Here is a 21,230-nt window from a genome sequence, read left to right as displayed (position 1 = left end):
TCACGAATTCACGTGCACGAAATCCCGCAGCAACGGGTAGATCTCGTTGTTCCAGCGTTTGCCGGAGAATACGCCGTAATGGCCGACGCCGGCCTGCATGTGGTGGACGCGGCGATAGGCGCGCACGCCGGTGCAGAGGTCTTGCGCGGCGAGCGTCTGGCCGATCGAGCAGATGTCGTCCTTCTCGCCCTCGACCGTCATCAGCCCCATGCGGCCGACGGCCCTGGTGTTCACGGGACGGCCGCGGTGCATCAGCTTGCCTTGCGGCAACAGGTGCTCCTGGAACACGTCGCGCACGGTCTCGATGTAGAACTCCGCAGGCAGGTCCATCACGGCGAAATATTCGTCGTAGAAGGTCTTGATCGTCGCGGCCTTCTCCTTCTCGCCCTTGGCGATGTGATTGGCGAGGTCGAGATGCTGCTTGATGTGGCGCTCGAGGTTCATCGAGACGAACGCGGTGAGCTGCACGAAACCGGGATAGACCTTGCGCAGCGCGCCGCGGCACTGCATCGGCACGTAATTGATCAAATTGCGCTCGAACCACTCGATCGGCTTGCTCTTGGCGAAGTCGTTGACCTTGGTGGGCTGGATGCGCGTGTCGATCGGCCCTGCCATCAGCGTCAGCGTCGCCGGCCGCGACGGATGATTGTCCTCGCACATGATCGCGGCGGCCGCGAGCGCCGAGACCGAGGGTTGGCAGATCGCCACCATGTGCGGGCGCGGGCCGAGCTGTCCGAGGAAATCGATCAGATGCTCGGTGTAATCGTCGAGCCCGAAGCGGCCTTCGCTGCGCGGAATGTCGCGCGGGTTGTGCCAGTCGGTGATGTAGACGTCGTGGTCCTGCAGCAGCGTCTTCACGGTGCCGCGCAGGAGCGTCGCGAAATGACCGGACATCGGCGCTACCAGCAGCATGCGCGGCTGCTCGCCCACGTCATCCTTCTTGAAATGCAGCAGCGAGCCGAACGGCGTCGCGTAGGCAATCTCCTCGCGGACGGCGACCTCGCGGTTTCCGACCATCACGCTGTCGATGCCGTAGGCCGGACGGTCATAGGTGAGGGTGGAGCGCGAGATCAGCTCCAGCGCGGCCGAGAGCCGGCCGACCACTTGGTGCGACATGCCCTGAGGCGCCAGATTCAGGAATTTGAGCGCGGACGAGGCTCCCGCCCGCCAAGGCGCCGTCAGATCCATATGGTTCTGAAAGGCCTGATAATACATCGACATCATACTGAATTGCCCACCCTGTTCCCTGCCGTCATGCAATATCGAAGCCAGACGGGAGCAGGACCGCCCGCAAAATTGGCACATCGCTTGCTCCGGAAGCGGGGTGAGGACACAGGGAAGCTCAGCGAATGAGCACGTCCGCGGGCCGGGCGGGATGCGGGTCACAGGCGTGAGGGAAGGGGCCATATGGCGAAAGCGACACTGACCATCAGCAGCAAGAACTACTCGTCCTGGTCGCTGCGTGGCTGGCTGCTGACGAAATTTTCCGGGCTCGATTTCGAGGAAGTTGTGACCGCGCCGGATGACGCATCGGCGCGTGCGGAGATCCTCCTGCTGTCGTCGTCGATCCTGGTGCCATGCCTGCGGCACGAGGGCGCCGTGGTCTGGGATACGCTGGCGATCGCCGAATATCTCAACGAGGTGATGCCATCAGCCGGGCTGTTGCCGGACGACCGCCTTCAGCGCGCCCATTGCCGCTCCATTTGCGGCGAAATCCATTCCGGCTTCACCACGCTGCGCGCTTCGCTGCCGGTCAACCTCAAGGGACATTTCCCCGGCTTCAAGATCTGGTCGCGCGCGCAGGCCGACATCGACCGCGTCTGGTTCATCTGGCGCGACTGCCTGGAGAAGTCCGGCGGTCCGTTCCTGTTCGGCGAACGGCGCACCATGGCGGATGCGATGTACGCACCCGTGGTGACGCGCTTCGTCACCTATGACGTCAAGCTCGAGCCGCGGCTGAAGGCCTATGCCGATACCATCATGGCCATGCCCGAGATGAAGGAATGGATCGCGGCGGCGAAGGAAGAGCCGGCCGAGATCGAGGAGCTCGAGGTCGAATATTAGGCAGGGGCGGCGTCGCCCTGCCTGTTTTGGGAGCGAGACCTCACGCCGCCGCTCCCGGCAGCCATGTCATTGAAGCTGTTAACTTTTGGGGTTCGTCCCGGGACCCGGCGGCCCCTCATGGTACGCAGATATTGTATGGCCGCGTGGGCCGGTTGCGACATCTAGCCGTGAACAGCCGCGTACGAGGTCGCTCCGCTGATTCGGACGTGATTCGTTCGGGCCGCGTTCCGTTCGTTAAGGCGGAGCGCGGCTCCGTCGCATTTTGGAACACAAGCCGCCGTCAGGCGACGCCCGAGTGCTTCACCCGCGGCAGGCGCCAGCCGATGACGGTCGCTTCGACCGCAATGCCGGCCTCGTGGTTTTGCCAGCGTCCTCCGACATAGCGGCAGGCGAACGGCAGTTGATACGTTCCGCTGTGATCCTCGCACAGCACTTCGACCGGCAGGCCGGGGGGCGGTTCTCCCGCGCCATCGAACTCCGCCAGACGTCTATCGCGCGTAGCCATTGTAAAAATCTCCCCTAAACAAAGCCGCAGAAGAGCGCCCACTTCCTCCGCGTGCGGTTCATTGCTCCCCGTCCCAGGGAACAAGCCAAGCTCAACGCGAGAATGCGGTACGAGTGTGGTAGCGTCCGGGCGCTGCGCGCAATCGGCGCACATTGCTGTGATCATCAGACGAGGAACCCCGCATGCTGCTTCGAAGCGCCAGCGTCTATGTCCCGATGTTGCTGCTCGCCACGCTGGCGGCTGTGCCGCTCCGCGCGCAGGACGTGCCCGGCATCGAGATCTGCACGGTCGAGAAGACCATGGAGCGCCGCACCAGCTGTCTCCAGAGCAATGTCGACTTCCTCCAGAAGACGATCACCAAGCTCAACCTCGACCACCAGCAGAAGCTGGATGCGGCGGGTCGCCAGATCGACGCGCTGAAGACGAGCCTTGCCGGCCTGCAGAAGACGCTTCTCGATCTCCAGGCCGCGCAGGCGAAGGCGGCCGAGGATCTGAAGAAGAAGCAGGACGCGCCGCCGCCAAAGGACGCGGCGAAATAGCGATCACCGCACGCGATAGCGCTCCATCACGCCGCGGTCGGGCTCATAGCCGAGCCCGGGTCCTGAGGGCACCGCGACATGGCCGGTGGCATCGACATCGGCGCGGCCGCCCCACAGGCAGGCTTCGCGCTTGAGGTAGAACATCTCGACCAGCCCGTCGTCGCGTGTCGCGAGCAGGTGCAGCGTCGCCAGCAGGCCCGGACCGAAATACGGGGAGTGCGGGACGATCTTGATGCCGCGTTGATCGGCGAGCTTCGCGACCTTCAGGAATTCCGTGATGCCGCCGACCTTGATCACCGACGGCTGGACGTGGCTGACCGCGCCGGCATCCATCATCTGGCGGAATTGATATTCGGTGCAGGCATTCTCGCCGGCGGCGATGCCGAGCCCGCCCTTGCTGCGAACGCCGGCGAGCGTGGCAAAATCCTCGGGCGGCCAGACCGGCTCCTCCAGGAACATCGGCTGCGCGTCGCGGCATGCTTTCGCGAATGCGATCGCCTGCTCGCCTGACAGCGGGCAGTTCATGTCGACCATGAGCGGAATGCCGGGGCCGATCGCCTCGCGCGCGGCGAACACCGCAGGCGTCGTGGTCTCGTGCAGCTTGATTGCGCCATAGCCGAGCGCGAGCGCCTTCCGGCATTCGCCGGCGATGTTGTCGGGCGAACCGATCCGCAGCAGGCTCGCGTAGGCGGGAATGTTCGTGCGCCTGATCTCGCCGAGCAGGCGATGCAACGGCACGCCCTTGACCTTCGCCGCGAGGTCCCACAGGGCGATGTCGAGGCCGGAGATCGCGAACATGGTGATGCCGTAGCGGCCGAACAGATGCAGATTGCGCTGGATCTGCTCCATCGCCGCGGCAATGCCGGCGGCATCGGGAACCTCGAGGCCGATGGCCTGCGGCGCGATCATCTCCTCGACGGCGCTGCGCGTGGTGCGCGGGGAGACATAGGCGAAGGCATCGCCCCAGCCGGTCAGCCCAGCATCGGTCGTGACCTCGACGATCACCATGTCGAGGGCGGTGATGGCAGAGGCGCCCTGGCGGAAGCTCGCAACACCGGCGTCGTAGGGGATGCGGATATGGTGCGCCCGCACATCGGTGATCCTCATGCTGCGGTTCCTCCTGCTTTCTCGTGAGCGGATTTGCGAATGTAGCCACGAACGCCCGGACGTTGCCAGTGGCTGTTCCGGCGTTATCCTCCCAGGGGACCGCAACGCCGATCAAGCGAAGCCGATGGCCTTCGGCGCATCATGGCCTTGCTTCGAACGAGGGCCCAACCGCCATGAACCCAGCCCAGCGTGCGCTCTGGTACATCGAGAGCCATCTGGCCGAGCCGATGACGCTCGACGAGATCGCCGCGGTCGCAGGCGTGTCGCGGTTCCACATCGTGCGTGCGTTTGCCGCAGCCACCGGCCTGCCGGCGATGCGGTACGTGCGCGCGCGGCGGCTGAGCGAGGCGGCGCGCAGTCTTGCGAACGGCGCGCCGGACATTCTGTCGCTGGCGCTGGAGGCGGATTACGGCTCGCACGAGGCATTCACCCGCGCGTTCCGCGACCACTTCGGCACTACGCCCGAAGCGGTGCGGACCGCGAGCTGCTTCAGCCATCTCAAGCTACAGGAGCCGATCCTCATGGACTCCACCATGCTCGACAAACTTGCTGCACCGCGTTTCGAAACCGCAAAGGCCTTCCTCGTCGCCGGCCCTGCCGAGCGCATCTCCTGCGACAACGGCGCCATGATCCCGGGCCTGTGGCACCGCTTTCATCAGGAGGTCGCCGACATCCCCGCGCGCGTCGGCAATGTCGCCTACGGCGTCTGCTGCAACGGCGATGATGCCGGCAATTTCGACTACATCGCCGGCGTCGAGGTTGCCGATTTCTCCGACCTGCCGCGCCGCTTCGGTCGCGTCCGCATCCCCGAGCAGCGCTATGCGGTGTTCACCCACACCGACCACGTCGCCTCGATCCGCCGCACGGTCAATACGATCTGGAATCAGTGGCTGCCGGCCTCAGGCCTGAAAGCCGCGGACGCGCCGAATTTCGAGCGCTACGACGCGAAATTCGATCCCGCGACCGGCAATGGCGGCTTCGAAATCTGGATACCAGTGAAAGAGTAGCGCAAGGCTGGCATACCGTCCCGCTTGCTTGGCAAGCCCCGGTGACTTTGTCATAACCGCAGGCAAATCTTGCGTGTGGGGCCCGTGCCGGACATCCCGTGCAAGCCATAACAAGCAGCCGGGAGGGTCCCACATGTCCAACGTCCGCGTCCTCGCCACCGACCTCGAATTTCCCGAAGGGCCGGTCGTGATGCCGGACGGCTCGGTGGTGCTGGTGGAGATCCGCGGCCAGCGCCTGACGCGCGTCTATCCTGACGGCCGCAAGGAGATCGTCGCCAAGATTCCGGGCGGCCCGAATGGCGCCGCGCTCGGGCCCGACGGCAAGATCTACATCTGCAACAATGGCGGCTTCTCCTGGATCCCGACCCGCAACATGATCATGCCCGGCCCGCAGCCGGACGATTATCGCGGCGGCTCGATCCAGCGCGTCGACCTGCAATCCGGCAAGGTCGAAACCGTCGTCACGAAATGCGGCGAGCACGATCTGCGCGGGCCGAACGATTTGGTGTTCGACAGGCAGGGCGGCCTCTGGTTCTCCGATCTCGGCAAGCGCCGCGCCCGCGAGATGGATGTCGGCGGCATGTATTACCTCAAGCCCGGCATGGCCGAGATCGTCGAAATCGTGCACGGCGTGCTGCCGGCCAACGGCATCGGGCTGTCGCCGGACGAGAACACCGTCTACATCGCGGAGACGCCCACGGGGCGGCTGTGGGCCTACGAGCTCTCCGCGCCCGGCACGCTCAAGCCGCGCGACGCGATCTATCGCGGCGAACGGGGAAAACCGATCTGCGGCCTCGGCGGCTACCAGATGTTCGACTCGCTCGCGGTGGAGGCGAATGGCAATGTCTGCGTCGCCACCCTCGTCTCCGGCTGCATCTCGGTGATCGCGCCCGACGGCACCCTGGTCGAGCAGGTCCCGACCGGCGACCGCGTCACCACCAACATCGCCTTCGGCGGCCCCGGGCTGAAGACCGCCTACATCACGCTGTCGGGCAAGGGCGAGCTGATCGCCATGGACTGGCCGCGCGGCGGTTTGCCGTTGAATTTTTTGAATAAGTGAGCCAAGCCGTCATTGTACGGGAGGCGAGGCAACTCCTAGACCCTCACCCTGAGGAGCGCGCATCTCGCGCGCGTCTCGAAGGGCGAGGCCACCGGCGGGGCCTTCATCCTTCGAGACGCGCGTTCCGCGCTCCTCAGGATGAGGGTCTGGCAGTTTGGATTGCTTCGCTCGCAATGACAACGGAGAGAGACATCAATGCCCTGGCCTGATCCCATCACCCTGCGTGGACAGCACGCCCGTCTCGAGCCGCTGTCGCATGCTCATCGCGAGGGGCTGGTCGAGGCCGTCAAGGACGGCGAGCTGTCAAAACTCTGGTACACCGCGATCCCGCTGCCGGAGAACATGGGCAAGGAAATCGACCGCCGCCTGGGTCTGCAGGCCGCCGGCTCGATGCTGCCCTTCACCGTGTTCGACGCCGGCGGCAACATCGTCGGCATGACCACCTACATGAACATCGATGCCACCAACCGCCGCGTCGAGATTGGCTCGACCTGGTACGGCAAGAGCGCGCAGCGCGGTCCGCTCAACACGCAGTGCAAGCTGCTCCTGCTCCGGCATGCCTTCGAGACGCTGAACTGCATCGCGGTCGAGTTCCGCACGCATTTCTTCAACCACCAGAGCCGCCGCGCCATCGAGCGCCTGGGCGCCAAGCAGGACGGCATTCTGCGCAGCCACCAGATCGCGCCAAACGGCACGCTGCGCGATACTGTTGTTTACAGCATCACCGCCGCCGAATGGCCGACGGTGCAGGCGCATCTGGAATTTCAACTCAACGACAAGCCGCGCTAGGGGCGGCCGAGGGACCATGGATAGATTTGATTATGTGATCGTCGGCGCGGGCTCCGCCGGTTGCGTGCTCGCCAGCCGGCTCAGCGAAGATCCTGATATCAGCGTCTGCGTGCTCGAAGCCGGGCCCAGCGACTGGCACCCCTACATTCATCTGCCGGCGGGGTTCATCAAGACGTTCCACATGAAGAGCATCAACTGGGCCTACCAGCAGGAGCCCGGCCCGTACACCGGTGGGCGCAGCATCTACGCGCCGCGCGGCAAGACGCTCGGCGGCTCGTCCTCGATCAACGGCCACATCTACAACCGCGGCCAGCGCATGGATTTCGACACCTGGGCGCAGATGGGCAATCGCGGCTGGGGTTATGCCGACGTGCTGCCGTACTTCCGGCGCCTGGAGAAGCGGGTCGGCGAGGGCGAGGACACCTATCGCGGCCGCGAGGGCAGCCTTACCGTCACCACCATGGACTGGCGCGATCCGCTCTGCGAGGCCTTCATGGAAGGCGCGGTCTCGCTCGGCATCCCCCGCAACCCCGACTACAATGGCAAGACCCAGGAAGGCGTGTCCTACTGCCAGCGCACCATCGAGAACGGCCTGCGCGTCTCCGGCTCGACCGCGTTCCTCAAGCCGGCGATGAAGCGGTCCAACATGCATGTGCATACGCATGCGCATGCGACCGAGATCATCTTCGAGGGCAAGCGCGCCGTCGGCGTGCGCTACACCAAGGGCGGCCGAGGCGGCACGCCTGTCGAGGTTCGCGCCAACAAGGAAGTGATCCTCTCCGGCGGCACCTATAATTCGCCGCAACTGCTGCAGCTCTCCGGCGTCGGCTCGCCCGATCTGCTGCAGCAGCACGGCATCGCGGTGCGTCACGCGCTGCCCGTCGGCGAAGGCCTTCAGGACCATTACGCGCCGCGCACGGTGGCGCGCGTCAAAGACATCAAGACCATCAACGAGCTCCGCCGCGGCTTCTCGCTGTGGATCGAGGCGATGAAATGGGCGACCGCGCGCCGCGGCCTGCTGTCGCTGTCGCCGACCATGGTCTATTGCTTCTGGCACTCCGGCGAGAGCGCGGAGAGCTCCGACCTCCAGCTCACCTTCACGCCCGCGAGCTACAAGGAAGGCGTGCAGGGCCAGCTCGAGGACGAGCCCGGCATGACGGTGGCCTCCTGGCAGCAGCGCCCGGAGAGCCGCGGCTATGTCCGCATCCGCTCCAATGATCCGTTCGCGCCGCCGATCATCCAGACCAACTATCTCGACGCCGAGCTCGACCGCCGCGTCATCGTCGGCGGCATGAAGCTCGCGCGCCGCCTTCTGAAGTCCTCGCCGCTGTCGCCCTATTACGCCTACGAGGATTTCCCCGGCCCCAACGTCAACACCGACGACGAATTCCTGCACGCCGCCACCGAGCGCGGCACCACCACCTTCCACCCCGGCTGCACCTGCCGCATGGGCCCTGCCGACAGCACGTGGGCGGTGGTCGACGACCAGCTCCGCGTCCACGGCCTCGAAGGTCTCCGCGTCATCGATGCCTCCGTCATGCCGCGCATGATCTCCGCGAACCTGAATGCGTCAACGATGATGATCGCCGACCGCGCCTCCGACCTGATCCGCGGCAAGGCGCCGATGGAAGCCGCGCGCATTCCGGACGCGGCGGTGGCGTGAGCAGCGCAACTGCGTAGGGTGGGTTAGCGAGCGACTGCGCGAAGCGCTGCCGCTGGCGTAACCCACCGCTTCCGTTGATGCGGAGACAAACAGTGGCGGATTACGCCTTCGGCTAATCCGCCCTACGCGCCTACTCATGGACAGACGGCAAATGCCTCAACCTAGCGCCGAGCGACAATCCGTTGGTCAGATCGCCTTCTGCGGCCTCGTCTTTCTCTGCACCGCCATTCCTGTCGGTCTGCTGTTGCGCGTGGGCTGGCGGGATTGGACTCTCTTTGCCGGCCTCTGGGCGATCATGTATTTCATGGGCGGAATAGCATGGTTTCCTCGGCGCACACCGGTTCGAAAGGCCTTTTCATATGGCCTGCTCGTCGGTACGGTGCTGCCGGCTCTGGAGTGGGCGTCGACCTTGCTGCATTAATCTCGCCTTCGTGGGATGATCACCTCGCGCACACGGAGGCTTGTCGAATGAGTGATGTTCTCAAGCTGATCGTGCTGGCCTTCTTGCTGCTCCCGCTCGATCCCGTCGCAGCAGCCGATCCGAACGAAGATGCGCGGGGCGTGGTCTTTGATTGTTGGCAGCCCGAGTTGATCTTCAAGCAATGCGCGGTGGCGGGGCCGGACGGACGGCCGCATCTGACGCCTGCCTACGTGCCGCGGCTCCAATACAGGCCCGATGGTTTGGCCCCTGTCCTGCTGTCCGTCACGGGCAAGAAAGTCCGGGGCCAGTGGTACTATACGCGAGGCGATGGACCTCTCGTGCCGGTTGAAAGATACGACAACGGGCCGGATGATTTTGTCGATGGTCGCGCGCGATCTCGGGTTGGAGGCAAGGTCGGGTACATCGACCGCAATCTCGACCTCGTCATCCCCGCCGTCTACGACGGAGCCTATCCATTCGAGAAGGGCGTAGCTGTCGTCTGTCTGGCCTGTACGCTGGTTTCCGACGGCTCGCACAGTTGGTACGAAGGCGGGGAGTGGGGCCGGATTGATCCTAGAGGACGTGTGGTCGCGCCGTTCCAGCCTTGGGAAGTGTGGAAGACGATCCGGTAGTGTGCAGGAAGGGTAGCGAGAGAGGGAGTACGCTGACGCTACCCACCTTACGAGTTGAAGGGGACATGTTCATTTGAGCAGCGAGCAAAATCGTCCTCTCACGGATGCCGAGCGTGTCCTTGCCCGCTGGATGCTCGAGCACGGCACGGAAGAGGCAAGGCAGTATCTCGATCAACTCGAGTTGGCTGAAGTCACCCCCTGGAAATGCCGGTGCGGGTGCGCCAGCATCAATTTCCAGATCAGGGGACACGCTGAAGCGCCGCCTGGAGCCCAGATTCTGGGTGAATTCCTGGTGAACGATGGTGATCACCCAAGTGGGATCTTCATCTATTCGAGTGATGGCTTGCTGAAGGGCATCGATGTGTATGGCTTGGCAGGCGATGCGCCATCTGTATTGCCGTTGCCGGAGGAATTGTCCGCGTTTGAAGGTGACACTCCGTAGCCCGGATGGAGCGCAGCGCAATCCGGGACGATCATATCGGTCCGTGCATTTCCCTCGGATTTTGCTGCGCTCCATCCGGGCTACGAGGTCGTTGTTTATGGTTACAGGACGTCATGATGGCTGATATCGGCGATGCCGAGCTTTTGGAGAGTCTGCTCTCTTTTGTCCAAACAGAGACGTTGACGCGCAAGCAAATCACTCCCGCCACCGACATCGCCTGGGATTTGGGCGTCGACGGAGACGACGCGCATGAATTCATTTGTCGATTTGCGGATCAGTTCAACGTCGACATGTCGGAGTTCGATTTTGACATGTATTTTGGCGGGGAAGGGTTTGATCTGATCGGCCTGATCAAGTCTCTCGTTGGGCGGAAAACCAAGGCGCCGATGACGGTGGAGCTTCTTTTCGCAGCGGCGAAGGAGAGGCGCTGGCCTCGCAATTCCAGGGCGTGAGACCTTGTTCGTTCATCCGTTTTGCCCGTCGGGCAAAGCACCCCGCATCCCGTCAACCCCTCCGCGCAAAAATATTCCACTTTACCGAAATTCGGAATTGCGGCATAAGTCGAAACAGCCCGGCCCGACGAAGAGGGGCGGTTCGCGAGTCGTTCGAAACGCGGGCCGGGTTGCGGTGGACGCGGCAGCGTCGGCACGACCGGTGGCGGGCAGGGCGGGTAGTCCCTGTGAGTCCGAGGCCACGTGTAGACGGACGGCGCTGAATGCGTACGGCAAAACCGTGTGGTCCTGGCCGTCGTTGCTACGGTCAAGCCTTTGCGGAGATGCGCGCGAGCCCAACCGGGTAGACGGCATCGTCAATTCGCGGGGCGAGGGAGGCCAGAAGGAATTCGGCTCCCGGGAGAGCACGGCATAAGCCGTCCGACCACTGCGCAGGGAAGGCCGTGTGTTGGGCTTCACCTGTATGCTGTTGTGCGGTTTCTCTGCGCTACATTCGCGCAGCAGACCGCGGGTGCCGCCGGCACCCGGCCTTCCCTGCGCCCTCTTTCTTTGGGGGCGGCGGAGAGAGCAAAGCTCGGGCGAAATGAGCCGCGAGGATGTGAAGGTGTGTCTGCGATTTGGGATGCGAGGTGGAAGCTACTTGCGACACACTCGATATCGTAGGGTGGGCAAAGCGAAGCGTGCCCACCGTCTTACACGCCGCTCGCGATTCGAATGGTGGGCACGGCGCTTTGCGCCTTTGCCCACCCTACGGCACCGTGCACATATTCCGCTCTCGTGCCCCGGACGCAGCGCAGCGTCTCCCCGGCGATGCGAAGCATCGTCCGGTGCGGTGCGCTGCAGAGCCGGGGCCCATGTCTCGGAGCAATCCGTGTCGGCTTCTGGGTCCCGGCTCTGCGCAGCAGCGTTGCACGCTGCAGCGCGTCCGGGACACGAGAGCCCTACACTTCCCGTCGGCTCAAGAACGCCAGCCGCTCGAACAAATGCACGTCCTGCTCGTTCTTCAGCAGCGCGCCGTGCAGCGGCGGGATCAGTTTGCGCGGATCCCTTTCGCGCAGTTGCTCGACGCTCATGTCCTCGTTGAGCAGCAGCTTGAGCCAGTCGAGCAGCTCCGAGGTCGACGGCTTCTTCTTCAGGCCGGGGACCTCGCGCACCTCGAAGAAGATGCGCAAGGCTTCCTCGACCAGGCGCTTCTTGATGCCGGGGAAGTGGACGTCGACGATGCGGCCCATCGTGTCGGCGTCGGGGAACTTGATGTAGTGGAAGAAGCAGCGGCGGAGAAAAGCGTCCGGCAGCTCCTTCTCGTTGTTGGAGGTGATCATCATGATCGGGCGCTGCTTGGCCTTGATCGTCTCGCCGGTCTCGTAAACATGGAATTCCATGCGGTCGAGTTCGAGCAGCAAATCGTTCGGGAATTCGATGTCGGCCTTGTCGATCTCGTCGATCAGGAGCACCGGGCGCTGCTCGGCGGTGAAGGCTTCCCACAGCTTGCCGCGCTTGATGTAGTTCCTGATGTCGGAGACGCGGGCATCGCCGAGCTGGCTGTCGCGCAGGCGCGACACCGCGTCGTATTCGTAGAGGCCCTGCTGCGCCTTGGTGGTGGACTTGATGTGCCAGGTCAGAAGCGGCGCGTTCAGCGCCTTCGCCACTTCCTCCGCGAGCACCGTCTTGCCGGTGCCGGGCTCGCCCTTCACCAGGAGCGGGCGCTCCAGCACGATCGAGGCATTGACGGCGACCTTGAGATCATCGGTCGCAACATAGTCCTTGGTACCGGTAAACTTCATTGCGTGTCCTTAGGTATTCGTCGGCGCGAGGCTCTGGCCCCTGTCGCGACAAGGGAACGGCCGCTCGCGGCGGCCGTTCCTGGTTCGGTCAGGCTTTCAGACCCGTTTTATCAGCGAAAGGATGACGAGCACAATCACCGCGCCGATGGTGGCGTCCACGATGGCGCCGACCGTGCCCGTTGCCAGCTGGATGTGCAGCTGGGGCAGAATCCAGCCTGCCACCAGCGCGCCGATGATGCCGACGACGATGTTGCCGACCAGCCCAAATCCCGCCCCGTGGACAATCTTGCCGGCAAGCCAGCCTGCGATCGCGCCGATGATGAGCGCCGCGAGAATTCCCATTGCAAACGTCCCCAAAACAACCCCTTGAGGTGGCCAATTCTAGAGCAAAAAGCCTCCCGGTCCAGCGCAGAGCGCCGGTCTCCGCCCCTTGACGTTCGCCACCCGACGGGCAATCTGTCACCCATGTTTCTGCAATTCTTCACCTCTCTGCGCGACGCGCAGGTCCCCGTGACGCTGCGCGAATACCTCACGCTGATGGAGGCGCTCGACGCCGACCTCGCGGACTACACGGTCGAGAATTTCTACTATCTGTCGCGCGCCTCGCTGGTGAAGGACGAGCGCAACCTCGACAAGTTCGACCGCGTCTTCGGCACGGTGTTCAAGGGGCTGGAAAGCCTGCTCGACGCCATGGAGAAGGCCGAGATCCCCGAGGAGTGGCTGAAGAAGCTCGCGGAAAAGTATCTCACCGAGGAAGAGAAGAAGCAGATCGAGGCCATGGGCTGGGACAAGCTCATGGAGACCCTGAAGAAGCGCCTCGAGGAGCAGAAGGGCCGCCACCAGGGCGGCAGCAAATGGATCGGCACCGCCGGCACCTCGCCGTTCGGCGCCCACGGCTACAATCCCGAAGGCGTGCGCATTGGCCAGGAGAAGAACCGCAACAACCGCGCCGTGAAGGTGTGGGACAAACGCGAGTTCAAGGACCTCGACGGCAATGTCGAGCTTGGCATCCGCAACATCAAGGTGGCGTTGCGGCGCCTGCGCAAGTTCGCGCGCACCGGCGCGCCTGACGAGCTCGATCTCGACACCACCATTCGCGAGACCGCCAATCACGGTTATCTCGACGTGCATATGCGCCCGGAGCGGCGCAATGCGGTGAAGCTGCTGGTGTTCTTCGACATCGGTGGCTCCATGGACGCGCATATCGAGCAGGTCGAGGAGCTGTTCTCGGCGGCGAAGAGCGAGTTCAAGCACATGGAGTACTTCTACTTCCACAACTGCCTCTATGAAGGCGTGTGGAAGCAGAACAAGCGCCGCTTCACCGACCGCACGCCGACCTGGGACGTGCTGCACAAATACCCGCACGACTACAAGGTCGTGTTCGTCGGCGATGCCTCGATGTCTCCTTACGAGATCATGGTGCCCGGCGGCTCGGTCGAGCACGTCAACGAGGAGCCGGGCTCGGTCTGGCTCGACCGCATCATCCGCACCTATCCGCATGCGGTGTGGCTGAACCCGGTGCAGCAGAAGCACTGGGACTATTCGGAATCGACCACCATCATCAAGCGCATCTTCGCCAACCGCATGTACCCGATCACGATCGAGGGGCTGGAGGGTGCGATGAAGGAATTGACGCATTAGCTGTTGTCATTCCGGGGCGCCCGAAGGGCGAGCCCGGAATCCATCGGGCGGCAGCACGCGTAGATCAATGGATTCCGGGCTCGCGCTACGCGCGCCCCGGAATGACAACAAGAGGGAGAACCATATGCCCCAGACCATCACCCGCGGCATCAAGGCGCTGATCGACGAGGCTAATGCCGAGATCGAGACGCTCACTGCCAAGGATGCCATCGAGATCTCCAAGAACGGCGACGTCGTCATCGTCGACATCCGCGATCCCCGCGAGATCGAACGCGACGGCCGCATCCCCGGCGCCTTCGCCTGCACCCGCGGCATGCTCGAATTCTGGATCGATCCGCAGAGCCCCTACGCAAAGCCGATCTTCCAGGAGGACAAGAAGTTCGTCTTCCACTGCGCCGGTGGCCTGCGCTCCGCGCTCGCCGCCAAGACCGCGCAGGACATGGGCCTCAAGCCCGTCGCCCACATCGCCGGCGGCTACGCCGCCTGGCGCGACGCCGGCGGCCCGACCGAGCAGTGGGAGCCGAAGAAGAAGGGGTAACTCTCTCCCTTCGTCATTCCGGGGCGCGACGAAGTCGCGAACCCGGAATCCATTCATCTACCGACACTGCCGCACGATGGATTCCGGGTTCGTGCTGCGCACGCCCCGGAATGACAAGAAAGACCTCGCATGACTGCCACCGACCCTCTCGTCTCCACCGAATGGCTCGCCGCCCACATGGGCGACGCCAACGTCAAGATCCTCGACGCCAGCTTCAAGCTGCCGGGCGTGCTGCCGCTGCCGAAGGACGACTATCTCGCCGCGCACCTTCCGGGCGCCGTGTTCTTCGACGTCGATGCGGTGTCGGATCATTCCAACCCGCTGCCGCACATGTTTCCGAGCGCCGAGCAGTTCGGCCGCGACGTCGGCAATCTCGGTATCTCCAATGCCGACACCGTCGTGCTCTACGATGCCGGCGGCTGGGTCGCCGCTCCCCGCGCGTGGTGGATGTTCCTGTCCTACGGCCACGCCAATGTGCGCATCCTCAATGGCGGCCTGAAGAAGTGGCGCGCGGAGGGGCGCGCCGTCGAGAGCGGCGAGGTGAAGTCGAAGCCGGCGACGTTCAAGGCGAGCTATGATCCGAAGCGCGTGCGCAGCATGCAGCAGCTGATCGCCAACGTCGAAAGCCGGGCCGAGCAGGTGATCGACGCGCGCGCTGCCGATCGTTTCGAGGGCCGCGCGCCCGAGCCGCGGCCCGGCATCCGCTCCGGCCACATCCCCGGCGCCCGCAACGTGCCCTACAATCAGCTGTTCGACGCCGCGACCGGCGAGATGAAGCCGCTCGATCACTTGCGCGCCGCCTTCACCGGCGCCGGCGTCAAGCTCGACGCGCCGATCGTGACGAGCTGCGGCTCCGGTGTGTCCGCGGGCGTACTGACTCTCGCGCTCTATCGCTTGGGCGTCACCGACACCGCGCTCTATGACGGCTCATGGTCGGAATGGGGCCAGGACAAGGGCCCGCCGATCGCGACAGGGCCGGCGTAAGCTACTGGCGCGCCCTCGCGGCCGTCGTCGTCGCGAAAGTCTGCTGCGGCTGCCTGAACGGATCGAGTTGCTGCTGCAACTGCTGAGGCGGCGGACGCAGCACCACGCGGTGCCGCTTCTTCGCCTTCGCCTTGGTCGCCTTGCTCTCCGGCTTGCCGGCGCCGGCCCTCACATCGGTCTTGACGTCGGCCTTGGCCTTCGCCGGCGCATCCTTCGAGGCCGTGGCGGCGGGATCGTTCAGTGCGGCGAGTTTGGCCGGGGCGACATCGACCGCCGAGGAGGCCGGAGCGGCACTCGGATCGACCGGCGCCGGTGCGCTCGCGGCTACGGCAGGCGTCGCCTCGGGAACGGATGCCGTGGTGTCGGCGGGCGTGAGCGTGTCAGTCGCGGCGGGCGCCGCGGCTTCCGCCGTGGTCTCGGCCTTGGCCGGCTCGGTGGCCGGGGTGTCAGCGGCGGGTGCGGCGACCTGCGGCGCCGCCTCGGCCTCGCTTGTCACCGGGGCCGTCTGCTCGGGCTCCTGGACCGGCAGTCCGATGGTCGGCACCTGGTCACGCAGCGTCGGCGCGGGCTCGGCCGGCTCTGGCTCCGCGCGCAACGCAGCGAGCACCGGCTGGGCCGGCTCGGGGGCTTGCGCGAACACCTGCTCCTGCGGGCCGTTCCGCCAGGAGGGGTTGCTGACATACTGCTCATGGGTCGCCCGCAGCAGCGCGGCGGCCCCTAGGCCGAACACCAGGATGGAGGTTGACAGCACGATCGCGGCAAACAGGAAGCGAAAGCCGGGCAGCATCGGACGGGTTACGAATTTCCGCCCCGGCGGGTGGCGGCCGGGACCCAAGAGCCATCTGAACGCGGTGACGGTACTGCTTGCCGCGTTCGCCACGCGGGGATCGGAGCTCAAAGCGGCGGCGAATCAGGCTGATTCGAACATACCGCAACGATTCCGACCCGTTCCGCTAAAATCGGGGCCGAAGCTCCGGCAATTCTCGGCGCAATGCGATTTCCGCCCCGTGATGCAACGGGGCAACGGTCGTCTTACGGATCACAAATCGGCAAATCCGGCGCAAATCGGCCTGATATGTCTTGAATGTGCCGCTATCTTCGGTCATCTGGCCGTTAACGGTCCGGATGGGCCCGGGGACTATAAAAGAGCGATGATGATCAAACATTTTCTGACGATATGCGCTGCCGCGACAGTCGCTGCGGCGGGAACCTCGCTCGCGCAGGCTCAAAGCTACCCGGTCCAGCAGGTGCCGAGCTACGGCGCGCCGGCCGAATATCGCCCCGGCGACCGCACGCCGAATTTCGACTCGTTGGACGAAGACGATGATGCGATGCCGCAGGCGTCGCTGCCGTCGCCCGGCCCGGGCGGTCCGATCACCTCGCCCAACGATCCGCGTTACGGCCGCCCCGCCGGCCCGCCGGTCTATTCTGCGGCCCCGCCGCAGGGGCCGGTGATGTCGCCGGATGATCCCCGTTATGGCCGTCCCGCTGGCGCTCCGCCGGTCTATTCGGCGGCTCCGCAGGGCCCCGTGATGTCGCCCGACGATCCGCGCTATGGCCGCCCCGCCGGCCCGCCGCCGGTGATCTATGCCGATCGTCCGGCTCAGGCGCCCGGCAACGACGGCCTGCGTCCTCCGGAAGCGGTCGGTGGTCCCGCTGCGACCGGAACGGTCCAGGCTGGACAGCCGCCCGTCGGCGCCGATGGCCGGCCGATGACGATCGCCTCGCTGCCGCCCGAGGAGCAGCCTGATGCTGCGCCGGCGCAGTTGCCGCAGAACCTGCGCCGCCAGGAGGTCTCGTTCCAGACCAAGGAGCCGGCCGGCACGCTCGTGGTCGATACGCCGAACACCTACCTCTATTACGTGCTCGGAGGCGGCCGCGCGATCCGCTACGGCGTCCGCGTCGGCCGCGATGGCTTCACCTGGACCGGCGTGCAGAAGATCACCCGCAAGGCGGAGTGGCCGGATTGGCATCCGCCGACCGAGATGATCGAGCGCCAGCCCTATCTGCCGCGCTTCATGGCCGGCGGCCCCGGCAACCCGCTCGGCGCCCGCGCGATGTATCTTGGCTCGACCGTCTACCGCATCCACGGCACCAACCAGCCCTCGACCATCGGCAAGTTCGTCTCGTCCGGCTGTATCGGCATGCTGAACGAGGACGTCTCGGACCTGTTCGATCGCGTCAAGGTCGGCACCCGCGTGGTGGTGATGCCGGGCGGCCCGCCGCCGGGAACGGCGACGGCCTCCGCAGCGCCCGCGCCGGCTCCGATGTCCGCGCAGGCCGGCCCGGTCCCGGGCACGCAGCCGACGGTGGTGCCGCCGCTGCCCGCGCCGGTCACAGTGCGCTAAGCGCTTCAACGAATTCAGATTGCGAAGGGCGTGCCGGCGGCACGCCCTTTTCGTTTCAGGCCAGCTTGCGCGGCAGCTCGCTGCCCTTGGTGAAGGCGTCGATCGCCTCGACCATCTGGCCGTAATGGATGCGCAACCCGTCCTCGGTCGCGTAGCCGAGATGCGGCGTCAGCACGAGATTGTCGAGCTTGCGGAAGGGATGGTCGACCGGCAGCGGCTCGACCGAGAACACGTCGATGCCGGCGCCCGCGATCTTGCGCTGCTGCAAGGCCTCCAGCAGTGCCTGCTCGTCCACGATCGGGCCGCGCGCGGTGTTGACGAGGAAGGCCGTCGGCTTCATCCGCGCAAGATCGGCGCGGCCCACAAGACCGCGAGAGCGCTCGCTCAGCACCACATGAATGGTGATGATGTCGGCCTTGGCGAACAGCTCCTCCTTCGTGGCGTAGCCGACGCCGGCCGCCGCACACTTCTCCGGCGTCAAGTTCGGGCTCCAGGCGATCACGTTCATGCCGAACGCCTTGGCGATGCCCGCCATCTTGCTGCCGAGCTTGCCGAGCCCGACGATGCCGAGCGTCATCCCCTCGATCTCGACGCCGGCAAAGGTCTGCCACGGTTCGCCCGCATGCATACGTGCGTTCTCGCGGCCGATGCCGCGGGTCAGCTCCAGGATCAGGCCCATGGTCAGCGGTGCCGTGGGATCGCGCGAATATTGCGTGCCGCCGATGGCGATGCCGCGTCCGTTCGCCGCCTCCATGTCAATCGCGGCGTTGCGCATGCCCGACGTCAGGAGCAGCTTCAGCTTCGGCAAGCTGTCGAACAGGCTCTTGGGAAACGCCGTGCGCTCGCGCATCGCGCAGATGATCTCGAAGTCGGCCAGCGCGCTCGCCGCGGCCTGCTCCGAGGCGAAGGGATGGCTGAACACGGTGACGTCGACGCGGTCCGACAGTTTCGGCCAATCGGCGACGTCGAGGGCAAGGTTGAAATAGTCGTCGAGAATTGCGCAGCGCAGCCGGCTCATCAGCGTTCATCCATGGCGAGAGGTGAGGGCGCGGGCGGGGCGCCGTCGTCGGAACCGGGCCATGGTTGCGCGCAATCAGCCTCGCGCGCAAGCAGCCTGCGTCTTCAAAAATCCGATAGGAGGTCGTCGCTCAGAGGTCGCGCGGCTTGAGCCGGATCGGCGCATCCAGGCCGTGCTTGGCGCGCCAAGCGGGGCCGGGGCCACGCATGTAGTGCAGTTCGGGCCGGTAGGGGTTGAAGGCGGTGGTGAAGAAGCGCTTCCAGAAGGCCCTGATCTCCGAGACAAACCCGGAGACGCGCCCGGCTTCTGCCGGAACAGGAAGAGAATTGGTCTCGATCAGAGCCATGATGCGGCCTCGCTGTGCTCCCCGTTCGTTCTGAGCGGGCGGCGCTGTTTCCGCGCGAGACCGAGCTTTGGCCTGCTTTATTAAAAAATGGTTTCAATTGTCCGGATCTGCGTCCGGATGGTGTCCGTCCTGTATTCATCCGTGGTGAACGGAGGGAAAACGTTGCCCTTTGGGGGCGGGATCGTTACATCGGCGGCAAGCAAATTTCCTCAAATCGAAGGTTTCACGGGACCGATGGCGCGCCAGTTCATCTATTTCATGCAGGGCCTGACCAAGAGCTACCCGACCCGGAAGGTGCTCGATAACATCCATCTGAGCTTCTACCCGGACGCCAAGATCGGCGTGCTCGGCGTCAACGGCTCGGGTAAGTCGACGCTGCTCAAGATCATGGCCGGTCTCGACAAGGAATATACCGGCGAAGCCTGGGTCGCCGAGGGCGCCCGCGTCGGCTACCTCGAGCAGGAGCCGCACCTGGATCCTGCGCTGTCGGTGCGGGAAAACGTCATGCAGGGCGTCGCCAAGCAGAAGGCGATCCTCGACCGCTACAACGAACTCGCGGTCAATTATTCGGACGAGACCGCCGACGAGATGACCAAGCTGCAGGACGAGATCGAGGCCCAGGGTCTGTGGGATCTCGACAGCAAGGTCGATCAGGCGATGGACGCGCTGCGCTGCCCGCCTGACGACGCCGATGTCACAAAGCTTTCGGGCGGTGAACGCCGCCGCGTCGCGCTGTGCCGGCTGCTGCTCGACCAGCCCGAACTGCTGCTGCTGGACGAGCCGACCAACCATCTCGACGCCGAGTCGGTGTCGTGGCTGGAAGGCCATCTGCGCAACTATCCGGGCGCGATCCTGATCGTCACCCACGACCGCTACTTCCTCGACAACGTCACGGGCTGGATCCTCGAGCTCGATCGCGGCCGCGGCATCCCGTACGAAGGCAATTACTCGTCCTGGCTGGTGCAGAAGCAGAAGCGCCTGGAGCAGGAAGGCCGCGAGGAGGCCGCGCACCAGAAGACGCTGGCTCGCGAGCAGGAATGGGTCGCGTCCTCGCCCAAGGCACGCCAGGCCAAGTCCAAGGCGCGCTACCAGCGCTATGAGGAATTGCTCAAGCAGGCCAGCGAGAAGCAGACCCAGACCGCGCAGATCATCATTCCCGTCGCCGAGCGCCTCGGCGCCAACGTGGTCGATTTCGAAGCGCTCAGCAAAGGCTATGGCGATCGCCTCCTGATCGACGATCTCACCTTCAAGCTGCCGCCCGGCGGCATTGTCGGCGTGATCGGCGCCAACGGCGCCGGCAAGACCACGCTGTTCAAGATGATCACCAAGCAGGAAACGCCGGACAACGGCACGATCACGGTCGGCGAGACCGTGCATCTCGGGTATGTCGACCAGTCGCGCGATGCGCTCGACGGCAAGAAGACCGTGTGGGAGGAAATCTCCGGCGGCAACGAGCTGATCCTGCTCGGCAAGAAGGAAGTCAATTCGCGCGGCTATTGCTCGTCGTTCAACTTCAAGGGCGCCGACCAGCAGAAGAAGGTCGGCGCGCTGTCGGGCGGTGAGCGCAACCGCGTGCACCTCGCCAAGATGCTGAAGTCGGGTGCCAACGTCCTGCTGCTCGACGAGCCGACCAACGACCTCGACGTCGACACGCTGCGCGCGCTGGAAGAGGCGCTGGAGGATTTTGCCGGCTGCGCCGTCATCATCAGCCACGATCGCTGGTTCCTCGACCGCATCGCGACCCACATCCTGGCCTTCGAGGGCGACAGCCACGTCGAATGGTTCGAAGGCAACTTCCAGGACTACGAGAAGGACAAGATGCGCCGGCTCGGCCAGGACAGCATCATTCCGCACCGCGTGAAGTACAAGAAGCTGACGCGGTGATGGCGG

General features: G+C 64.9%; 23 protein-coding genes. 15 read left to right on the top strand and 8 right to left on the bottom strand.

The genetic code is table 11. From position 1 onward, the window contains the following. A complete protein-coding gene (locus JQ603_RS12520; RefSeq protein WP_212339760.1) occupies positions 1-1,224 on the bottom strand; it encodes a polyhydroxyalkanoate depolymerase in 1,224 nt (407 codons plus the stop codon). Between the two features lie 183 nt (positions 1,225-1,407). Between JQ603_RS12520 and JQ603_RS12515 the strand changes: the two genes are divergently transcribed. Further along, a complete protein-coding gene (locus tag JQ603_RS12515) occupies positions 1,408-2,064 on the top strand; it encodes a glutathione S-transferase family protein (protein WP_212339759.1) in 657 nt (218 codons plus the stop codon). Between the two features lie 280 nt (positions 2,065-2,344). Here the strand turns inward: JQ603_RS12515 and JQ603_RS12510 are convergent, their stop codons facing one another. Continuing rightward, entirely contained in the window at positions 2,345-2,569 is a 225-nt protein-coding gene (locus JQ603_RS12510; protein ID WP_211406954.1) for a hypothetical protein, read from the bottom strand. A 182-nt stretch (positions 2,570-2,751) separates the two neighbouring features. Here JQ603_RS12510 and JQ603_RS12505 point away from each other — a divergent pair, with 182 nt between their 5' ends. Next, positions 2,752-3,108, top strand: coding sequence for a hypothetical protein (locus tag JQ603_RS12505; RefSeq protein ID WP_212339758.1), 357 nt, complete (start codon positions 2,752-2,754; stop codon positions 3,106-3,108). A gap of 3 nt (positions 3,109-3,111) precedes the next feature. On the opposite strand, the gene JQ603_RS12500 is transcribed toward JQ603_RS12505, so the two are convergent. Beyond that, positions 3,112-4,215 carry a mandelate racemase/muconate lactonizing enzyme family protein gene (locus tag JQ603_RS12500; RefSeq protein WP_212339757.1) on the bottom strand — a complete coding sequence of 368 codons (1,104 nt, stop codon included), beginning with the start codon at positions 4,213-4,215 and terminating at the stop codon, positions 3,112-3,114. Positions 4,216-4,388: 173 nt separating this feature from the next. On the opposite strand from JQ603_RS12500, the gene JQ603_RS12495 reads away from it, so the two are divergent. The 8 genes from JQ603_RS12495 (at position 4,389) to JQ603_RS12460 (ending at position 10,681) form a co-directional block, all read left to right on the top strand. Beyond that, positions 4,389-5,222 carry an AraC family transcriptional regulator gene (locus JQ603_RS12495; RefSeq protein WP_212339756.1) on the top strand — a complete coding sequence of 278 codons (834 nt, stop codon included), beginning with the start codon at positions 4,389-4,391 and terminating at the stop codon, positions 5,220-5,222. A gap of 133 nt (positions 5,223-5,355) precedes the next feature. Next, a complete protein-coding gene (locus JQ603_RS12490; protein WP_212339755.1) occupies positions 5,356-6,282 on the top strand; it encodes an SMP-30/gluconolactonase/LRE family protein in 927 nt (308 codons plus the stop codon). 195 nt (positions 6,283-6,477) lie between these two features. After that, positions 6,478-7,071 (top strand): GNAT family N-acetyltransferase, encoded by a 594-nt coding sequence (locus tag JQ603_RS12485; protein WP_212339754.1) that lies wholly within the window; start codon positions 6,478-6,480, stop codon positions 7,069-7,071. Positions 7,072-7,087: 16 nt separating this feature from the next. Then, positions 7,088-8,734, top strand: a complete 1,647-nt coding sequence (locus JQ603_RS12480) for a GMC family oxidoreductase (RefSeq protein WP_212339753.1) — start codon at positions 7,088-7,090, stop codon at positions 8,732-8,734. A 151-nt stretch (positions 8,735-8,885) separates the two neighbouring features. Then, positions 8,886-9,155 (top strand): hypothetical protein, encoded by a 270-nt coding sequence (locus JQ603_RS12475; RefSeq protein WP_212339752.1) that lies wholly within the window; start codon positions 8,886-8,888, stop codon positions 9,153-9,155. Positions 9,156-9,202: 47 nt separating this feature from the next. Continuing rightward, positions 9,203-9,787: a WG repeat-containing protein gene (locus JQ603_RS12470; RefSeq protein WP_212339751.1), complete on the top strand. Its 585-nt coding sequence runs from the start codon at positions 9,203-9,205 to the stop codon at positions 9,785-9,787. A gap of 73 nt (positions 9,788-9,860) precedes the next feature. Next, a complete protein-coding gene (locus JQ603_RS12465) occupies positions 9,861-10,229 on the top strand; it encodes a hypothetical protein (RefSeq protein ID WP_212339750.1) in 369 nt (122 codons plus the stop codon). 116 nt (positions 10,230-10,345) lie between these two features. Continuing rightward, a complete protein-coding gene (locus JQ603_RS12460; protein WP_212339749.1) occupies positions 10,346-10,681 on the top strand; it encodes a DUF1493 family protein in 336 nt (111 codons plus the stop codon). 941 nt (positions 10,682-11,622) lie between these two features. Here JQ603_RS12460 and JQ603_RS12455 read toward each other — a convergent pair. Then, positions 11,623-12,465, bottom strand: a complete 843-nt coding sequence (locus tag JQ603_RS12455) for an AAA family ATPase (RefSeq protein ID WP_080134205.1) — start codon at positions 12,463-12,465, stop codon at positions 11,623-11,625. A gap of 96 nt (positions 12,466-12,561) precedes the next feature. Next, positions 12,562-12,807: a GlsB/YeaQ/YmgE family stress response membrane protein gene (locus JQ603_RS12450; protein WP_212339748.1), complete on the bottom strand. Its 246-nt coding sequence runs from the start codon at positions 12,805-12,807 to the stop codon at positions 12,562-12,564. 123 nt (positions 12,808-12,930) lie between these two features. On the opposite strand from JQ603_RS12450, the gene JQ603_RS12445 reads away from it, so the two are divergent. The 3 genes from JQ603_RS12445 (at position 12,931) to sseA (ending at position 15,628) form a co-directional block, all read left to right on the top strand. Next, entirely contained in the window at positions 12,931-14,106 is a 1,176-nt protein-coding gene (locus JQ603_RS12445) for a vWA domain-containing protein (RefSeq protein WP_080134207.1), read from the top strand. Positions 14,107-14,230: 124 nt separating this feature from the next. After that, positions 14,231-14,644, top strand: coding sequence for a rhodanese-like domain-containing protein (locus JQ603_RS12440; protein WP_018641027.1), 414 nt, complete (start codon positions 14,231-14,233; stop codon positions 14,642-14,644). 129 nt (positions 14,645-14,773) lie between these two features. Then, positions 14,774-15,628 carry a 3-mercaptopyruvate sulfurtransferase gene (gene sseA / locus JQ603_RS12435; protein WP_212339747.1) on the top strand — a complete coding sequence of 285 codons (855 nt, stop codon included), beginning with the start codon at positions 14,774-14,776 and terminating at the stop codon, positions 15,626-15,628. Position 15,629: 1 nt separating this feature from the next. On the opposite strand, the gene JQ603_RS12430 is transcribed toward sseA, so the two are convergent. Next, positions 15,630-16,415 carry a hypothetical protein gene (locus tag JQ603_RS12430; RefSeq protein ID WP_212339746.1) on the bottom strand — a complete coding sequence of 262 codons (786 nt, stop codon included), beginning with the start codon at positions 16,413-16,415 and terminating at the stop codon, positions 15,630-15,632. 367 nt (positions 16,416-16,782) lie between these two features. Between JQ603_RS12430 and JQ603_RS12425 the strand changes: the two genes are divergently transcribed. Beyond that, a complete protein-coding gene (locus JQ603_RS12425; protein ID WP_212339745.1) occupies positions 16,783-17,976 on the top strand; it encodes a L,D-transpeptidase in 1,194 nt (397 codons plus the stop codon). A gap of 55 nt (positions 17,977-18,031) precedes the next feature. On the opposite strand, the gene JQ603_RS12420 is transcribed toward JQ603_RS12425, so the two are convergent. Both JQ603_RS12420 and JQ603_RS12415 read right to left on the bottom strand, forming a co-directional pair. Beyond that, on the bottom strand, positions 18,032-18,994 hold the full coding sequence (locus tag JQ603_RS12420) for a D-2-hydroxyacid dehydrogenase family protein (protein ID WP_212339744.1): 963 nt from the start codon (positions 18,992-18,994) through the stop codon (positions 18,032-18,034). A gap of 130 nt (positions 18,995-19,124) precedes the next feature. Continuing rightward, positions 19,125-19,340: a hypothetical protein gene (locus JQ603_RS12415; protein WP_212339743.1), complete on the bottom strand. Its 216-nt coding sequence runs from the start codon at positions 19,338-19,340 to the stop codon at positions 19,125-19,127. A gap of 234 nt (positions 19,341-19,574) precedes the next feature. On the opposite strand from JQ603_RS12415, the gene ettA reads away from it, so the two are divergent. Next, positions 19,575-21,224: an energy-dependent translational throttle protein EttA gene (gene ettA, locus JQ603_RS12410; RefSeq protein ID WP_211406968.1), complete on the top strand. Its 1,650-nt coding sequence runs from the start codon at positions 19,575-19,577 to the stop codon at positions 21,222-21,224. Positions 21,225-21,230: the final 6 nt, after the last annotated feature.

It is taken from the genome of Bradyrhizobium liaoningense (assembly GCF_018130825.1).
In the GTDB taxonomy this organism is placed as follows: Bacteria; Pseudomonadota; Alphaproteobacteria; order Rhizobiales; family Xanthobacteraceae; genus Bradyrhizobium; species Bradyrhizobium liaoningense_B.
This window is presented reverse-complemented; position numbering and strand designations above follow the sequence as displayed.